This is a genomic window from Mesorhizobium sp. 43Arga, assembly GCF_053714255.1.
In genome coordinates this window covers 91,879-106,195 of the sequence record NZ_JBSKBO010000007.1, presented here as the reverse complement: position 1 = coordinate 106,195, position 14,317 = coordinate 91,879, and the positions used below count along the sequence as shown (strand labels likewise).

Sequence of the window (14,317 nt, the reverse complement as noted above, 5' to 3'; positions counted from 1 at the left end):
CATCAGGCGTGGCCCTTCATTTCTGCCGTCGCGAGCGCCGCAGCGACTCGCCGCTCATTCATGTCGTCGGTCGCACCTGCGACCTCGATCGCGAGCTGCGGCACCCACTCAGCGCGTAGTGTGAACCTATGGACCGAGCCGTCGGGCATGATGAACTGGAAGGCGAGATGGCTGCCATCAGCCGATGCTCCGATGGCGTAGGCAGAGATCTGCGCGTCTTGGAAGCTCCCGAACTGCGCTCTGAATCCATTGCGGCTGCCCTCAACCAGGGCAGCGAACTCGGGTGGCGGCTTCGGGAGCGTTCTATCGACCATTGAGCGACCTCAGTCCTTTCCGGAGCGCCAGCGAGAACCGGCGCTCTATCTCGGCAATGCTGTCATTGCTGACCTGACCACTCCCGCCCTGCACCGTGATTGGTATGTTGAAGCTGATCGGCCGGCTGTCGTTAGCCGCCGCCTTCTGGTTCTGGTTTTCACCCCTCAGAGCCGACATCTGCTGCGGCGTGAAGATCGCCACGGTTTCCTCGGGCGATTTGAAGAACCGGACTTCCTGGCTGTCGCCGGGTGCGATCATGCCGCCGGAGTTGAAGCCATGCGCCTTGTTCGAAGCAGCGAGCGCCTGGGCGTAGACCTGGGCATATTGCGCCGTGCCGGGGGTCAACCCGTTCAGCATGGCGTTGTAGGGGTCGCCGCCGCGCAGGACCGTGGGCGCCGACGGGCCGGCGGCGAACGAACCGGATGGAATGCCGACTGGCGACCCGCCCTTATAAGCAAGATTGGCCGCGATCTGCTGCGGGGTGGCGGCGAGGCCATTCGCTCCATAGCCAACAAGGCCCATACCGCCGATCGCCGAGTAATTCGACATGGCGGACTTCAAAATGCTGGTGTAGGCGGCCACCTGATCAGCGGTATGGCCGCCAGCGTTCAGCCCATTGGAATCATAGAGATCGTTGCCGATCTTGGTCATCGTGCCCGAAGCGCCCGACGAGCCGCCGCTGCTTGCGACCGAGGCCCCCCTGGTGTTGATATCGTCGAGAAGCTGCGCGGTTTTCCGCGTCGAGGCTTCGATGTTCATCAGGACGGTCCAGCCCCGATTGTCGTTGGCTGTCGGCTGGGTGCCGGTGAAGCCCGATTGCGGATTGGCAAGCGCGTCCATCTGGCCCGGCGTGAAGATGCCAACCGTTTCGTCAGGGCTCTTGAAGAACGACACTTGCTGCGTATCGCCGGGATGGATCATGCCACCGCTGTTGAAGCCGGGAGGCATGTCGTCCTCCGCAAATCCTGGCGGGATCACGCCTTTCGTGAAGCCTCCCGGCGGGGCGGTCATCTGCCAGCCGCCGTAGCTCGTGTAGGTGCTACCGCCAGCAGGACCGCCGCTACCGGCGCTGCTGAAGCGCGTGACGCCAACAGTCGACGTTCCGCCACCGTCATAGCCGCCTTGGCTACCGTACCCAGTGCTGGGCACCGAATAGGCCGACATGGATGGGCCTGACTGCTGGCCGCTAACCCCGCCATAGCGCGTCACGCCCACCTGCCCGCCAGGCACATCGTAAAGCGATTGCGTGCCCGACCCGACCTGCTGCGTCTTGACCGTGATGGTGACGGTCTTGTTCGGGATCGTGCGAATGCTGGTCGACAGGTCCTTGACGTTGGAGTTCAGCTGGCGGACCTGCAGCTGGCCATTGACCACCGAGTCGATGAAGGCATTGATCGCCTTCGGATCGCCGCCCATGGCGAGCATCGTCTGGCGGATTTTCTCGATATCGGCGTTGAGGGCTTTCGCCGATTCCCGACCTGCGTCCCACTGCTTGAACAGGTTGTCGATGCCCGAAGCGGCATCCGCGATGGCCTGCCGAGCCCCGGACGTGTTGCTGAAGAACGAGCCGAACACGTCGCTGACCGACTTCTGGCCGGCAGCGGCGAGCGTCTGTTGAAGCTCGGTGGCCTGCTGCTTCATCTGGACGAGGTTCTGCTGCGCCGAAACCAGTTGGCCGAGCTGCGCGCGCTTGGCGTCCTCAAAGGCCTTGGTGACGTTTATCACCTGCTGCGCCATGCCGCCGATCGTGACCGTCACGCCGCTGGCGTTGGAGCCGATGCCGCCGATGGCGTTGCCAAGCCCGGTCGCGCCGCCGATCGACTTGCCGAAGTCGACATTGGCAAGCGCGTCCAAGCCTTCCAGCGCGTGATTGGTCTGGATCCTGTCGACCACATCCTTGGCGAAGTCGCGCAGCGGGTGCCCCTGCATGTCGGCCATCGTGCGGGCGATATTGTCGGCGTTGGCCTTTGCGATCGTTTCGGCGTACGGGTTTGCGATCTTCTCGATCGCATCCTTTGGGGCCAGGAGCAGCGGGATGCTCGCGCCGAACCGGTTCAGTGCAGAGCTGATGCTGTCAATGGAATCGCTGGTCTTCTTAACCAGGAGGTTGAGCGCGTCGATGCCGAAATTCGCAGCCGAGACGAAGACGTTCCCGAGCATGTTGGGGAACTGGCTCCAGATGAACTCAACGTCGTGGTAGGTCGCCACGAAAGAGTTAATGATGACCTCGCCGATATCGACCGCCGCAGATCCAAGCTTGTCGAGAGCATAACTGATCGGCGCCCAGACGGCCGAGATGGCCTGGCCAACGGCGTTGTTCTTGATCACATCGATCAGCGCGACAAAGGTCTCGCCGAATCCGACGGTTCGCCGTTCCGCCTCACTAGCGGCATTCCTGATTTCGAGGAAGCCGCCGATCGCGCCAGTGACGATAAGGCCGACCTTGGCGAATTTTCCGGCGAAGTTGACTGCCATTTCGCCGATCGCTGTCAGAGCGCCTCTCACGCCGCCGGGACCGGAAGCGACATAGCTCAAATGGTTCATCTGCGCTGTCAACGCCTGGAGCGGAGATGCCCCCAACGCAATCTGTTCGGTGAAGCTGCGCACGGCATGGGTAAGCGCCATCATCTGCGAAGCGCCGAGCCCTGCGGCCGCACCGTGGCCCTTCACGGCATCGGTGTGGCCTTTCAGCACGCCGATGGCCGCAAGCGTCTCCTGGCGGTTCCTGGAGAGTGCAGCACCTGCCTCTGTTTCGGAGAGCGCGCCAAGCTGGGTCGCGATGCGCAGTTCGTCCTTGAGCGTGAGATACTGGCGCGTCACCGCAAAGAGCGGATTGTATTTCGCCCTGATATCGTCGAGGGCGACGGCATAGGCCTGCATCTCCGCGGTCGAGGCCGCCGTGCCATCGGCGAGTTTCAGATTGGACGCTGCGGCGAGTGCCCGGTTGGAAGCCGTGAATTGCTGGTTTGCCGACACCGCGCGCTGGATCGAGGAGGCAGCGCTGTTGAATTCGCTGGAGAGCTTGCCGACGGCGGGTGCCGCGCTCGCAGCGCTGGCCTTCACATCGTCGACCGCAGCACTCGCCTTCTCGGCGTCGGCCCCGAACTTGTTCATCGACGCGTCGGCCGTCGTGACCGTGCCGGTCATCTTGGCCAGCATGGCGTTGGTCTGCTCGATCAGAGCGGCGATTTTCGACAGTCCAGCCTCGGAAGCGCCGGTGTTGCCGAGCTTCTTCGACACCTGCTGGTCGAACAGGTCGGCCATCTGCCTGGCCTTGGCGAATGCGGCCTCGAGCGGCGCAAGGTTGCCGCCGATGGAGACTACGACGGAGCCGGCTTGTTCTGGCATTTTCAGGCCTCCTCAATGGCCACTTGCTGGGCGGCGGGCGAGCGCCGCCCAGCTTGTTTTCCTTCTCCATGGAGTTGGAGTGTCCTGACCGAGGCCCGGTCATTTAGCTCCATCAGGACCGCGACCGCGCCCCGGGAATAGAAGATGGAGGTCTTCTGCCAGGTCCGCCGCCTGTCGGTGATTTTTCGGAGTCCGCCGACTGCTCCGCCAGGCCTTGCCTGGGGACCGCGCTGGCAGGCCGATCTCGAGTCACCCCGCCGCGCGATTGGAAGCCGGGACACCAGGATCGAGGGCGTCCAGGCCATTGTTGCTAGGCCTTCTCGGCGAGGTAGCCGTAAGCCGGCTGCGTCGTGGCCAGGTGCTGTGTGTAGAGCTCCGGCCGCTCGCTAAGCATGCGTTCGTACGCCTTGGCGAAGCTCTCGCCGGGGCGCTGCATGTTCTTGGCGATGTCGTCGAGCGATTTCTCGCTCTTCGCGATCGCCGCTGAACGCGCGTCGTCGGCGCGCTTTTCGACAGGGGCCACCACCGGCGCCTTGGCGGAGGCCTCGGCGAGGTCAGGGTGCTCGCTCATCGCCTTCATGATGGCGTCGAGGGGTCGGCAGTTGTCCCGCTTCTGGATCGCGGCGACGGCGGCATCGAAAGCATGGTGAGGATCCATTGCAACTTCCCCCGTTTCCGCCGGGTCTCCGGCGCGTTTGATGATCTTCGCGAACGCCGCCCGGTCAGCGGCCGCGGCCTTTTCGATCTCGATCGCGGCGTTGATGCGCTGCTTCCGCTTTTCGATGCTCTCCTTTTGGAGGGCTTCGTTGAAACTCATGGCGGTCATAGGCCAGCCTTCCTGAGCGTTTCGACCTCGGCGTCGGTCGGGCCTGCCGACTCGTCGACGTCGTCCTCGTCAGGCGCCGAAGGCGCGCCGCCAATCCGTGCACCAAAGTAGCCAGCGTCTGCCTGCTCGAGCGTGCGTGCCCTGGTACCCGAGCCGTTGACGACGCCAAACTCCCCGAGGCCCGCGTGGGCCAGTGCTGAAGCGATGAGGTGCGGGCGGCGCATGGCATGCGAATACCCATCCGGAACCATGCCCGTTTGCCAAACCTCGCGCGCCAGCTCTTGCCGGCGGCGGAGCACCGCTCCCATTTCTGCAGCGAGGACATCGAACCGACGGGCAGCTTCGACGATCTGCTCGCCGATGCGCCGAGCCTCCGCCATGCGTCGCTGGCGGTCTTCCTCCATGGCAAGCTTTGCCGCTTCCTCTTCGAGCCGGAGCGCTTCCTCGAGTGCGACTTCGAACGTGGTGACCTCGCTTCGAAGCGTGCGCTCCTCGTCAGCGATCTCGGCGACTTTCTTGGCGGCCGCCTTGTCGCCGGTCATGGCCGTCAGGGCATACGGCCTAAGCGCCTCGCGAAGTTCGCCCAGGCGCTGGGCGTTCGCTTCAAGGCGTTGGCGGATATCGCCGGATTTGATTGGCTGGTCCATGGCGTCCTTCGCGGGATCGGCGCGCTTCACAGCGGGCCTTTTCGAGTGCCGTCACAAGCGATAGTGGCCTGATTTGTGTCCTATGTCTATTTACAGGCAACGGTTTTTCGCCGAAAGCCCCGGAGAATCTGGGAATGTTTCACGTGGAGCACATATCTTTAGATGATGTGCTACCATATTGGTTACACCTGACACGCCAGGGAGGAGGCACCGATGAATCAGGCTCAGTTCATTCAGGAAGCCCGCCGGCGCGCCGCGCGGCGCCAGCAGGACGGTTTCGAGGATCGAGTGGCATCGAGGACACCGGAAGCGCGGGCGCGCGTTGCAGCGGCCTATGCGAACTTCTGCCGAGAGCACGCTGCCGCGAAGTCCGAACACTCCCGATCAACTGGCCGTAGCCTTGACGTCCGCATCCCTCGATAGTACGTTAACACCGTTAACTGAACTCCGTTAACTCGCTAGCGAGATGACGGGACAACTATCGTAACTGTATCAGCTAGGAAACTCGCCCCTATGATTGGTCAACTCGAAGAGTTGACGCTGCTGGCGCTCATCCGCGCCGGTCCGGCGTCCCATGCAGCAAAGGTGCAGAATGCCCTGGATGAGACCGTTACCAGCGCGCCCCAGTTCGCGGCCACGTTCATCACCCTCAATCGCCTTGTCGAGAAAGGGATGGTTTCTGCCCAGAAGGACGAGAGCGGCGGCCGCGCCAAGCGGCTCTTCACCGTCACCGGCGAGGGTCGCCGAGCTGTCACCGAATGCGCTCGTGCATTCGTCGCCCTTGGAGGGCAAGATCTTGTCCACGCATGACGGTGCCGATGACAAAAACCGAGCACATTTCCGCTTTGGAAAGGCGGTGAGGTTTAAACTAGTCGTTCAGCCGGTGGCCTACGCAATACGCGAAGAGGTCGTATCGGCCGCGCGGGAAAATGCTCGCCTGAGATTGCTAGAGCCCACGCCTGAACTCGAGAGTGCAGAGATGTTGGCAGATCGCGTTGCGGTCTGTTTGCTCAAAGACATCAACGAGACTACCCAGCAGCCCCCGCATGTCCCTTCCGAGGTGGCGCCACCGTCCTCCTTCTGGCTTTCAGCCATGCTGCCGGCCGACACCAGCGACGAGATCATCATCAATATGGAAGAACTCTACCTCAAGAGCTGGCTTCCCCGGCATGGCCGGCGCCGGGCGAACCTGATCTGGCATCTGCAGGTCGCCCAGTTCATTCTCTGGCGCTGGACCTGGCCGATCGTCTCTCTGCTCGGCGCGTTGAAGCTGATCAAGCTCGGCTAGGCGGCAACGTGGCCGCCTCGCGCGCGCACGCGCGCTAGTGTGCAAGGTGTGCAAGTTGCTCCGTCTAAAGCCCGTTTCATCGGTAGCAATTTTGCAACCTATTCTACTTTCTCGGGTGCTGCTTGGCGGAATGTCTTTCAGATTCATCTGGATGTATTTCAGTTTCAACTGAATATATTTACGCAGGCATCTCATTGATTTCGTAGAATCTTTTCGAAATCCTTGTTACCTATTGCCGCCCCGTTCGGAGCAAGGCTGTTACCTATCTTCGAGGCCTGCGCAGCCTTGCGCATGGCGTTTGCATCGGCCCAGGGATCAGGTTCCGGTTGTTGATCGGTAGCATTCTCGTTACCTACGTTCTTGAAGTACGCGCCATCCAGTTCGTTGTAGACGACGCGATAGACGCGTAGTCGGCCATTCATGGGATGTTTGTGCACCGTGATGTAGCCGCGCGACTCGAGCGCAGCTAGCGCTCGCGAGAGGCTTTTGAGGTGACACCCGGCCACACCTGCCAGCCGTGGGTGACCGGCGTAGCAGCCTGTGCCATTGGCCCCGAGGCGATCGTGAGCTGCCACGGCGCCGAGAACGCGGAAATGCTCCGCTGTCAGTTCCTTGTCGCCGAGGGCACGCGCCGGCAATGCCGCATAGACTGGCTTCGACATCTAGGCATCGCTGCCGGGCTGCGGGGAACCCGTCTTGTCGCGGATCACGGCCGGGCCCCAAGCGTCTTTCATCGCCTCTGCATCGGCAAAGGCGAGCTCGGCGCATTCCCACAGGTGACATAGCAACTCGTTGCCGGCCTCATCGGTCATCTCGACGATGAACCAGCCGTCCGGAGCCTCGTCGGTCATCTGCACGAGAAACGGGGCGCCGTCTGGAACACGCTCGACGACGATCTCGCGGGTGGCAGGAATGACGTCGCGCTCGCCGCGCGCCAGGAAGGCCGCGACGCGCGGGTCGACGACCATTTCTGAGAGCTTCATAGCGCCCTCCCCACGACGTGCTCGGCGATGGCGCGAGCCAGCGCCCACGAGAGATTAAACCGTTGATGGAGGCGCAACGCTTGCAGCCGACCGGGGTTGAGGCTATCGTCGGCGCTGTCGACTTTGCCGGGAAGCAATTCGATATTTTGAAAGCCCGTCGCCTGACCCGCGGCGGGTTTTCGCTTTTCAGGGCGCTGCATCGGCGCCTCCTGCTCGGATGGCATTCGCCAGCTTGACCGCAGCACATGCGCCGACGGCATCAAGCGGCGGAAACCGGTCGCGGACCTCGATGACAACGGCGCGCGGCCGCTTGGCCTTCGGCGTCTCAACAATCCAGCGCGCGGCCTCTTGCACCAGGAGATCGGGATCGAGGTCGGTCTGCATCATGCTGCCGCCGCCTTGAGGCTCTCATCGTAGCGATCGAGGTCAGCCTCATCCCAATAGCGGCGACCGCAGATCTTCACGGGCCTGGGAAACTTCGATTCCGGGTCGTTGACCCAGCGCCAGAGCGCCATCTCGCCGATGTTGTTGTATCGGGCACGGACCTGCCTGGCGCCGAGCCACTTTTTCGTTGTCTTCTCCATATCGATGGCACCTCAGTTGTCACTGAGGTCAATCTTTCTCTATCGAAAACAGAAAATGCAACGGGCTTGGCACCAGTGTAACCATTACGGTTACATCCGCGATCTAGATGTAACCAATATGGTTACAGTGCCTGTGGATAACCTATTGGGGTGAGATTTGGACACGTCCAAATCTTTTCATCGCTCACCTTTGATTCTGCCGCTCACTGACGCCTCATGGGCACGACGTTCGCTGCCTCACGCGGCGCGATGATGCTGTCGACTAGGTTCGCCCAGGCAGTGAGCGCCTCGCGCTTCTCGCGCGCGTAGTCGTGACGGTTGTAGATCGCCGCCACGCCCGAGATCTTGCCGGACTTGTGATTTAGAACCGCCTCGACGATGTGGACCGCGACGCCGAGCCGCGCCATGCCCGACGCGGCGGTCCGGCGGAGATCATGTAGCGTCCACGGATCGAGCGTGAGCGCCAGGTCTCCGGTCTCCTTGCGGGCGATTGCCAGCATCGTCTCGTCGATCTTCTTCTTCGCGCGGCTGTACCCCGAGATCGGCGAATCGCCCGTCGTCGAGAGGATGAACCGACCATCCTCTCCGTCTTTCGCTTTCAGGCGAGGAAGCGCCTGCAGGATGCGCGCGACCTGTGGCGTGAGCGGCAGGTTTTGGCGCCGGCCGTTCTTGGTGCGCTCTGGGGGAATCGACCACAGCGGGTCGTCGCCCTCCAGTGTGACCTCCGCCCAAGATCCGGCGGCCACCTCGTCGCGCCGCTGGGCGGTGAGCAGCAGCAATTGCGCCAGCTCGCCGAAGGGCCAGCCCACTACGGCCGTTGCCTGCCAGAGCCACCTAATTTCGTCATCGGACAACACCCGGTCTCGGGCCGTCGGCGGCGCCGGCACCTCGACGTCGCGGAACGGATTGTCGACGACGATCGACTTCGCTGCGAACCATGAGAAGGCCTTCGAGAGCAGAGCGCGAACGCGAACAGCCGACTGGGGTCTGCCCGGCACCGAAACACTTCCCTCGGGAGATCGCCTGCCATGCGCGATCATGTCGACAAGGTCGACGATGTCGTGCCGCGAGATGCTCTGGATTTTTCGGCCGCGCCACCGCGGCTTTACCTCCCGCTCGATAAAGCCCTCGTTTTCATGGACGGTGCTGGCCTTGTTCTTTGCTTTTGCGTGCCGGTCGATGAATTCGCCGAAGGCCTCCTCGACGGTGAGGTTCCGGCGACGCAGCCCACTGCTGCCGTCCGATCGTGGATCGCGCCCCTCTGTAACTTCCCGAAGTTTGGCTTGAGCGGCCTTCCTGGCGTCATGCAGGCCGAGTGCCGGACGCTCCTGGCCATAGTCGCCGATGGCTAATTTCACGTTCTGGGATGCAACCCTGTAGCGGATGATCCACTTCATCACCCGTGGGCCGACGACCAGATAGAGCCCGGCCTGCCCGCCGTCGGCGATTTCCAGCTTCGCCGGCGGCCGCTTCGTCGCCAGGGCGTCGATTTTCTTTTGCGTCAGCGCCACCGCCATCGCGTCCTCCTGGCTTTGGGACACAGATCGGGACACTCACTGGCGCGATAGGTGTCAATTGTTCCCGATATTATCGCTACCAATCAAAGCCCTGTAAAGGCGACTGAAACCGGCACGCTGACCGGGGCGATCGGTAGCCAGCGATTGCCCACAGGAAAGGCTACCACAGAATTCGTAATGATGGGGTCAGGTGTTCGAGTCACCTAAGCGGCACCAGTTCCTTCCCTTCCAGCTGCCTCCGATGGCGCATTCTGTACTTGACCACCGCCCGTGCGGTGGATCGTGCAATGGCTCCCCATATCCGCCATTGTCGAGACTCAGCTTTGGTGGGAAACTCGCGGGCCTCAGCATGGGAGGTCCAAAATGCCTAACACTTTCAAGACCGGAGACGTCGTCAAGCTGAAGTCGGGAGGGCCGAAGATGACGGTCAGCGACGGCGCCGCTTCCGGCATGTATCTGTGCCATTGGTTCAACCGCGAGGGCGATGTCTGGATTCCGCAGCATGCGGGCTTCAAGCCGGACCAGCTGGTGGTCGCCGACCCATCGGCGTAGCCGTTTGCCAGGGGCGGTGGCCGGCCGGCGTGAATTGGGATGACGCCGGATGGGGTGTCATGGCCGCTGCTTTTGGTACCAGCACCGGGGCGGCGTCGCCGAATCAGATGATCGGCACAGGCAACCGACGGATTTCCGTCGTCGCGGCGTTTAACGGTTGAAGCGTGACCATGGCATGGGCCGTGGCCGACGCGCAAACCGGAGACGCCTAAGCATGATACGCCGTTCGATCCTTGCCACTGCCTTGAGCCTGCTGACCGTTGCAGCCCTCGCCCAGACGCAGCCCCCTGCTGCCACGTCTCCTGGCACCACGCCGCCGGCTGCCGCCCCAGCCACGCCAAGGGCCAAGTCCGACATCACGCTGGCCAAGTTCCAGAAGCGGCGGGAGAAGGCGATCATGGCCGCCGACACGGATGGTGACGGCAAGATCAGCCTGCTGGAGTGGGAAGCCTTCCAGGCCAAGCGCAACATCAAGGGCGATGCCGCCAAATCCTTCGCGCGCATCGATTCGAACCATGACGGCTTCATCGACCGCGCCGAGCTCGATGCGTTCTTCGCCACGCGCTTTGCCAGACTGGACAAGAATGGCGACGGCGTTCTGACGGCCGACGAGATGCCAAGCCACAAATCCGCTCCCAAGCCGGAGCAATGACCAAGAGGCCATGACGCGTGATGGATATCGGGAGTGCGCCAGCCGATGAGCGCGGATCCGGACGAGGAGCTGGTTCGTCGGGTCGGTGCCGGCGACCCGGCGGCCGTGCAGACGCTCGTCGCGCGCAAATTGCCGCGCATCCTTTCGCTTGCCGTGCGCATGTTGGGCGACGCGGCGGAGGCCGAGGATGTCGCGCAGGAGACCTTCATGCGCATCTGGCGCCACGCCTCGAGCTGGCGGCGTGGCAATGCACGCTTCGACAGCTGGATCCACCGGGTGACCCTCAACCTCTGCTACGACCGGCTGCGCCGGCGCCGCGAACTGGTGACCGACGATTTGCCGGACGTGGCCGACCCTGCCCGGCTTCCCGACGCTCGCGAAGAGCCACATCGGGTCGAGCAGGCCCTGCAGGCGATCGCGCCACGCCAGCGCGAGGCGATCATCCTGGTCTACTATCAGGAGATGTCCAACATAGAGGCGGCCGCGACATTGGAGATCAGCGTCGATGCGCTGGAGAGCCTGCTTTCGCGCGGCCGGCGGGCCTTGCAGATGATTTTGGCGAGGGACGGCGTCCATGACTGAAAGGAGCGCGACCATGAATGGCGGACATTCACCGTGCCTTGCGGGCGTCAGGCGGGCGCCGGTTGGCCTCGTTTCCAACCCGCGTGGGCACGCGGCACCAAGGGGCAAGGGGAAGAAAGATGGCTGAAGATATCGAGGACGGCCCGGCAATGGACGCCAGGCGTTTCGCGGCGCTGGCCGAAGCCTATGGCGGCAATCTGCGGCGCTGGCCGCAAGCGGAGCGCGAAGCGGCAGCCGCCTTTGCTTCAAGCGAGACAGGCCAGGCCATTTCGCGACGGGCCGACACGCTCGACGCCCTGCTCGACAGTTATGGCGTCGAGCACCCCGGCAAGGCGCTGCACGACACGATCCTGCTGACCGCTGACCGGTACGTCGTCCAGCGCCGGCGTCAGCGCTTCTGGTGGCTGGGGCTGGGGCTCGCCGGCATTGGGCTGGCCGGCGCTATCGCCGGACTGGCCCTGGTGACCGTCGTCACGCCCGAAGTTCAGCCCGACCATTATGTGCTCGACGCCAATGCGACGGCGTTCGGTGATGCGGGGCCCGACACGATCGAGGAAGACCTATGAGCACCAGCCGCAATCTCCTTATCGCATCAGTGGTGCTGAATGTCTTCCTGGCCGGTGCGCTTGCCGGCGGGGCTGTCTGGATGAAACGCGGCAAGCCGGCCCAGGGCTATTCGCTGGAGGCGGCAGGCGGCCGGCTTCCGGACCAGCAGCGCACGATGTTCCGCAAGGCGCTGCGCGAAGTCCGCCAAGAGTCGCGCGAAATCATCCTCGACGGCCAGCAGGCCAGGCGCGATGCAGCGGATTTGCTGCGGCAGCCCGTCCTCGACACGGCGGCCCTGGCGGCCGCCCTGGAACGGGCCCGCAATGCCGACGTCACCGTGCGCACGCGGCTGGAGCAGCGCATCATCGCGTTTGCGGCGGCAGGCTCGGCCGAGGATCGCAGCCTGCTGGCGGAAGGACTCTCAAGGCGCGCCGGGCCGCAGCCGTCGACATCGCCAAAAAAAACCCCGTGACGACCGACGGAAAATGCCGACGGCGCCCGTTTAACGAAATGAAGGGCAAGGTCTGCCGGGCCATCTGGCGCCGACAGGTTTTCAACCTCGGACAATTTCGGAGCATGGTCATGAACTATCTGACAAAATACGCGGTCACCGCCGCTCTCGCGGTCACCGGAACGGCGGCTACCGTCGCGGCATCCTCGGCGATGCCGCTGGCGCCGCTTGCCGCCCCGGCGCTGGTCGAGCACGTCGCGTGGGGTTGCGGGCCTGGCTGGCATCCCAATCCCTGGGGACGCTGCGTCCCGAACCGCGTCGTGGTCTACCCCCGCTACTATTACTGGCATCGCCCGGCCTTCTACGGGTGGCATCCGCACCGTCACTGGCACCGCTGGCATCGCTGGTAAGGCCTCGGGGGCCGACAACTTCGTCGGCCCCACGACCTCAGTTGAACAGGCACGAAACGGCTCGAACGGGCTTCCGGCGCCGTGCACGGGAAGCCCCAGCAATGGAGAGCTGACTTGGCTATCCCGGCCTCCAATTCCCCGCCCGATGCAGCCCCAGATCCAGTGCTCGTCGCTTTCAACCGCTTCGGGCTCGGGGCAAGGCCCGGCGACCGCGACAGGGTGATCCACGACCCGCGCGGCTATCTGAAGGCGGAACTGCGGCAACCCGACATCGCCCTGATCCCGCTCGACGATCCGGCCTATGCAAGCCTGCCGGGCAGCACGCCGGCCATCCAGGCCAGCATGGCGGCAAACTTCCAACGCAAGCTCGACCGCGAGCGCATGGCCGCAACCACGGCGCAGCCAGCAATGGCGAGCGCCCAGGCCACGCCGGAACAGGTTGCGCCTGCCCCACCTGTTCCGCCGCCCGGGCCTCCGGCCAAGCCCGCGCCGCCAATCGAGGCCACGCTGTTTCGCGCCGAAGCCCAGGCGCGCTTCGACAAGGCGTTGCGGGTCGAGGCCGGCTTTGTCGAACGCCTGGTGTATTTCTGGTCGAACCATTTCTGTGTCTCCGTGGCGAAGGACAACATCGTGCGGGCAAGCGCCGGAGCCTTCGAACGCGAAGCCATCCGCCCGTTCGTGCTCGGCCGTTTCGCCGACATGCTGATGGCGGTGGAGCGGCATCCGGCGATGCTCTTCTATCTCGACAACCAGCAGTCGATCGGACCCGACTCCCGCGCCGGCAAGAACCGCCGGCGTGGCCTCAACGAGAACCTCGCCCGCGAGATCATGGAACTGCACACGCTGGGCGTCGGCAGCGGCTATACCCAGGCCGACGTCACCAGCTTCGCGCGCATCCTGACCGGCTGGACGATGGCCGGACGCGAAGGTCGGCTTGGCGAACCGGGCAGTTCCGCCTTCAACCCCAATGCGCATGAGCCGGGGGATGCGGTGCTGCTGGGCAAGACCTATCCGGCCGGCGGCATGGGCCAGGCCGAGGCAGCGCTCAACGATATCGCCAGCCATCCGGCGACGGCGCAGCACATCGCCACGCAACTCGCCCGTCATTTCATAGCCGACGACCCGCCGCCGGCGGCGGTCGCGCGCCTGGCCAAGGTTTTTACCAAGACCGACGGCAATCTCCGGGCATTGGCGGCGACCCTCATCGACATGCCGGAGGCCTGGTCGACGCCGCTGGCCAAGATGCGCTCGCCCTTCGACTATATCACCGCCATCCGCCGGGCGGCCGGTCCGGGTCCGGCAACCGATCCCGGCCAGTCGCTCAACTGGCTCAATGCGCTCGGCGAACCGCTCTGGCAGCCGCCGGGGCCGAACGGCTTTTCCGACCAGGCGGCCAGCTGGGCCTCGGCCGAAGGCATGAAGATCCGCCTCGACATCGCCTGGCAGGCGGCCCGACAGGTCAAGGATATCGGCAATCCCAACGACATGCTCGACGCCGTCATCGGTCCTTCCGCCTCGCCGGAAACGCGGCAAGCGGTCGCCCGCGCCGAATCCAGGCAGCAAGGCCTGGCGCTGCTGCTGATGGCGCCCGAATTCCAGAGACGATAGCGCGCGCG

19 protein-coding genes are annotated in these 14,317 nt (G+C 63.9%); 9 read left to right on the top strand and 10 right to left on the bottom strand.

Features of this window, described 5'->3' with window-relative positions; genetic code table 11:
* Positions 1 to 2: 2 nt before the first annotated feature.
* The 4 genes from ACWGS8_RS23440 to ACWGS8_RS23425 all read right to left on the bottom strand — a co-directional run bounded on the left by ACWGS8_RS23440 (position 3) and on the right by ACWGS8_RS23425 (position 5,136).
* Positions 3 to 314: a hypothetical protein gene (locus ACWGS8_RS23440; protein WP_454583141.1), complete on the bottom strand. Its 312-nt coding sequence runs from the start codon at positions 312 to 314 to the stop codon at positions 3 to 5.
* Entirely contained in the window at positions 304 to 3,663 is a 3,360-nt protein-coding gene (locus ACWGS8_RS23435) for a hypothetical protein (RefSeq protein ID WP_454583140.1), read from the bottom strand. The genes ACWGS8_RS23440 and ACWGS8_RS23435 overlap by 11 nt, the downstream gene beginning before the upstream one ends.
* A gap of 310 nt (positions 3,664 to 3,973) precedes the next feature.
* Positions 3,974 to 4,489, bottom strand: coding sequence for a hypothetical protein (locus tag ACWGS8_RS23430; protein ID WP_454583139.1), 516 nt, complete (start codon positions 4,487 to 4,489; stop codon positions 3,974 to 3,976).
* A complete protein-coding gene (locus ACWGS8_RS23425) occupies positions 4,486 to 5,136 on the bottom strand; it encodes a hypothetical protein (RefSeq protein WP_454583138.1) in 651 nt (216 codons plus the stop codon). The genes ACWGS8_RS23430 and ACWGS8_RS23425 overlap by 4 nt, the downstream gene beginning before the upstream one ends.
* Before the next feature lie 513 nt (positions 5,137 to 5,649).
* On the opposite strand from ACWGS8_RS23425, the gene ACWGS8_RS23420 reads away from it, so the two are divergent.
* Both ACWGS8_RS23420 and ACWGS8_RS23415 read left to right on the top strand, forming a co-directional pair.
* Positions 5,650 to 5,946 carry a helix-turn-helix transcriptional regulator gene (locus ACWGS8_RS23420; protein ID WP_454583137.1) on the top strand — a complete coding sequence of 99 codons (297 nt, stop codon included), beginning with the start codon at positions 5,650 to 5,652 and terminating at the stop codon, positions 5,944 to 5,946.
* Positions 5,933 to 6,424, top strand: coding sequence for a hypothetical protein (locus ACWGS8_RS23415; protein WP_454583136.1), 492 nt, complete (start codon positions 5,933 to 5,935; stop codon positions 6,422 to 6,424). The genes ACWGS8_RS23420 and ACWGS8_RS23415 overlap by 14 nt, the downstream gene beginning before the upstream one ends.
* Positions 6,425 to 6,615: 191 nt before the next feature.
* Here ACWGS8_RS23415 and ACWGS8_RS23410 read toward each other — a convergent pair whose 3' ends face one another.
* The 6 genes from ACWGS8_RS23410 to ACWGS8_RS23385 form a co-directional block, all read right to left on the bottom strand.
* Positions 6,616 to 7,086, bottom strand: a complete 471-nt coding sequence (locus tag ACWGS8_RS23410) for a helix-turn-helix domain-containing protein (RefSeq protein ID WP_454583135.1) — start codon at positions 7,084 to 7,086, stop codon at positions 6,616 to 6,618.
* Positions 7,087 to 7,407, bottom strand: a complete 321-nt coding sequence (locus ACWGS8_RS23405) for a hypothetical protein (RefSeq protein ID WP_454583134.1) — start codon at positions 7,405 to 7,407, stop codon at positions 7,087 to 7,089.
* The gene (locus ACWGS8_RS23400) at positions 7,404 to 7,607 is read right to left on the bottom strand and encodes a hypothetical protein (protein WP_454583133.1); all 204 of its coding nucleotides are present in this window, start codon (positions 7,605 to 7,607) and stop codon (positions 7,404 to 7,406) included. The genes ACWGS8_RS23405 and ACWGS8_RS23400 overlap by 4 nt, the downstream gene beginning before the upstream one ends.
* The gene (locus tag ACWGS8_RS23395) at positions 7,594 to 7,794 is read right to left on the bottom strand and encodes a hypothetical protein (protein ID WP_454583132.1); all 201 of its coding nucleotides are present in this window, start codon (positions 7,792 to 7,794) and stop codon (positions 7,594 to 7,596) included. Before ACWGS8_RS23395 ends, ACWGS8_RS23400 begins: the two co-directional genes overlap by 14 nt.
* Positions 7,791 to 7,991: a helix-turn-helix transcriptional regulator gene (locus tag ACWGS8_RS23390; protein WP_454583131.1), complete on the bottom strand. Its 201-nt coding sequence runs from the start codon at positions 7,989 to 7,991 to the stop codon at positions 7,791 to 7,793. The genes ACWGS8_RS23395 and ACWGS8_RS23390 overlap by 4 nt, the downstream gene beginning before the upstream one ends.
* 203 nt (positions 7,992 to 8,194) lie before the next feature.
* Positions 8,195 to 9,508: a tyrosine-type recombinase/integrase gene (locus ACWGS8_RS23385; protein WP_454583130.1), complete on the bottom strand. Its 1,314-nt coding sequence runs from the start codon at positions 9,506 to 9,508 to the stop codon at positions 8,195 to 8,197.
* A 363-nt stretch (positions 9,509 to 9,871) separates the two neighbouring features.
* Between ACWGS8_RS23385 and ACWGS8_RS23380 the strand changes: the two genes are divergently transcribed.
* From ACWGS8_RS23380 to ACWGS8_RS23350, 7 genes are all read left to right on the top strand, one after another.
* Positions 9,872 to 10,060, top strand: a complete 189-nt coding sequence (locus ACWGS8_RS23380) for a YodC family protein (RefSeq protein ID WP_454583129.1) — start codon at positions 9,872 to 9,874, stop codon at positions 10,058 to 10,060.
* 214 nt (positions 10,061 to 10,274) lie between these two features.
* Positions 10,275 to 10,712 (top strand): EF-hand domain-containing protein, encoded by a 438-nt coding sequence (locus ACWGS8_RS23375; protein ID WP_454583128.1) that lies wholly within the window; start codon positions 10,275 to 10,277, stop codon positions 10,710 to 10,712.
* Positions 10,713 to 10,757: 45 nt separating this feature from the next.
* Positions 10,758 to 11,294: an RNA polymerase sigma factor gene (locus tag ACWGS8_RS23370; protein WP_454583127.1), complete on the top strand. Its 537-nt coding sequence runs from the start codon at positions 10,758 to 10,760 to the stop codon at positions 11,292 to 11,294.
* Between the two features lie 119 nt (positions 11,295 to 11,413).
* On the top strand, positions 11,414 to 11,860 hold the full coding sequence (locus ACWGS8_RS23365) for a hypothetical protein (protein ID WP_454583126.1): 447 nt from the start codon (positions 11,414 to 11,416) through the stop codon (positions 11,858 to 11,860).
* Positions 11,857 to 12,312: a periplasmic heavy metal sensor gene (locus ACWGS8_RS23360; protein ID WP_454583125.1), complete on the top strand. Its 456-nt coding sequence runs from the start codon at positions 11,857 to 11,859 to the stop codon at positions 12,310 to 12,312. Before ACWGS8_RS23365 ends, ACWGS8_RS23360 begins: the two co-directional genes overlap by 4 nt.
* A gap of 110 nt (positions 12,313 to 12,422) precedes the next feature.
* Complete coding sequence (locus ACWGS8_RS23355) at positions 12,423 to 12,701, top strand: GCG_CRPN prefix-to-repeats domain-containing protein (RefSeq protein WP_454583124.1); 279 nt, start codon at positions 12,423 to 12,425, stop codon at positions 12,699 to 12,701.
* A 114-nt stretch (positions 12,702 to 12,815) separates the two neighbouring features.
* Entirely contained in the window at positions 12,816 to 14,309 is a 1,494-nt protein-coding gene (locus ACWGS8_RS23350; protein ID WP_454583123.1) for a DUF1800 domain-containing protein, read from the top strand.
* Positions 14,310 to 14,317: the final 8 nt, after the last annotated feature.

Bases quoted from the DNA above. Each gene is read 5' to 3' on its own strand.
- ACWGS8_RS23385 (WP_454583130.1), bottom strand. From the start codon at position 9,508: ATGGCGGTGGCGCTGACGCAAAAGAAAATCGACGCCCTGGCGACGAAG.
- ACWGS8_RS23425 (WP_454583138.1), bottom strand. From the start codon at position 5,136: ATGGACCAGCCAATCAAATCCGGCGATATCCGCCAACGCCTTGAAGCG.
- ACWGS8_RS23390 (WP_454583131.1), bottom strand. From the start codon at position 7,991: ATGGAGAAGACAACGAAAAAGTGGCTCGGCGCCAGGCAGGTCCGTGCC.
- ACWGS8_RS23370 (WP_454583127.1), top strand. From the start codon at position 10,758: ATGAGCGCGGATCCGGACGAGGAGCTGGTTCGTCGGGTCGGTGCCGGC.
- ACWGS8_RS23355 (WP_454583124.1), top strand. From the start codon at position 12,423: ATGAACTATCTGACAAAATACGCGGTCACCGCCGCTCTCGCGGTCACC.
- ACWGS8_RS23365 (WP_454583126.1), top strand. From the start codon at position 11,414: ATGGCTGAAGATATCGAGGACGGCCCGGCAATGGACGCCAGGCGTTTC.
- ACWGS8_RS23430 (WP_454583139.1), bottom strand. From the start codon at position 4,489: ATGACCGCCATGAGTTTCAACGAAGCCCTCCAAAAGGAGAGCATCGAA.
- ACWGS8_RS23380 (WP_454583129.1), top strand. From the start codon at position 9,872: ATGCCTAACACTTTCAAGACCGGAGACGTCGTCAAGCTGAAGTCGGGA.
- ACWGS8_RS23400 (WP_454583133.1), bottom strand. From the start codon at position 7,607: ATGCAGCGCCCTGAAAAGCGAAAACCCGCCGCGGGTCAGGCGACGGGC.
- ACWGS8_RS23360 (WP_454583125.1), top strand. From the start codon at position 11,857: ATGAGCACCAGCCGCAATCTCCTTATCGCATCAGTGGTGCTGAATGTC.
- ACWGS8_RS23410 (WP_454583135.1), bottom strand. From the start codon at position 7,086: ATGTCGAAGCCAGTCTATGCGGCATTGCCGGCGCGTGCCCTCGGCGAC.
- ACWGS8_RS23420 (WP_454583137.1), top strand. From the start codon at position 5,650: ATGATTGGTCAACTCGAAGAGTTGACGCTGCTGGCGCTCATCCGCGCC.
- ACWGS8_RS23395 (WP_454583132.1), bottom strand. From the start codon at position 7,794: ATGATGCAGACCGACCTCGATCCCGATCTCCTGGTGCAAGAGGCCGCG.
- ACWGS8_RS23405 (WP_454583134.1), bottom strand. From the start codon at position 7,407: ATGAAGCTCTCAGAAATGGTCGTCGACCCGCGCGTCGCGGCCTTCCTG.
- ACWGS8_RS23440 (WP_454583141.1), bottom strand. From the start codon at position 314: ATGGTCGATAGAACGCTCCCGAAGCCGCCACCCGAGTTCGCTGCCCTG.
- ACWGS8_RS23375 (WP_454583128.1), top strand. From the start codon at position 10,275: ATGATACGCCGTTCGATCCTTGCCACTGCCTTGAGCCTGCTGACCGTT.
- ACWGS8_RS23435 (WP_454583140.1), bottom strand. From the start codon at position 3,663: ATGCCAGAACAAGCCGGCTCCGTCGTAGTCTCCATCGGCGGCAACCTT.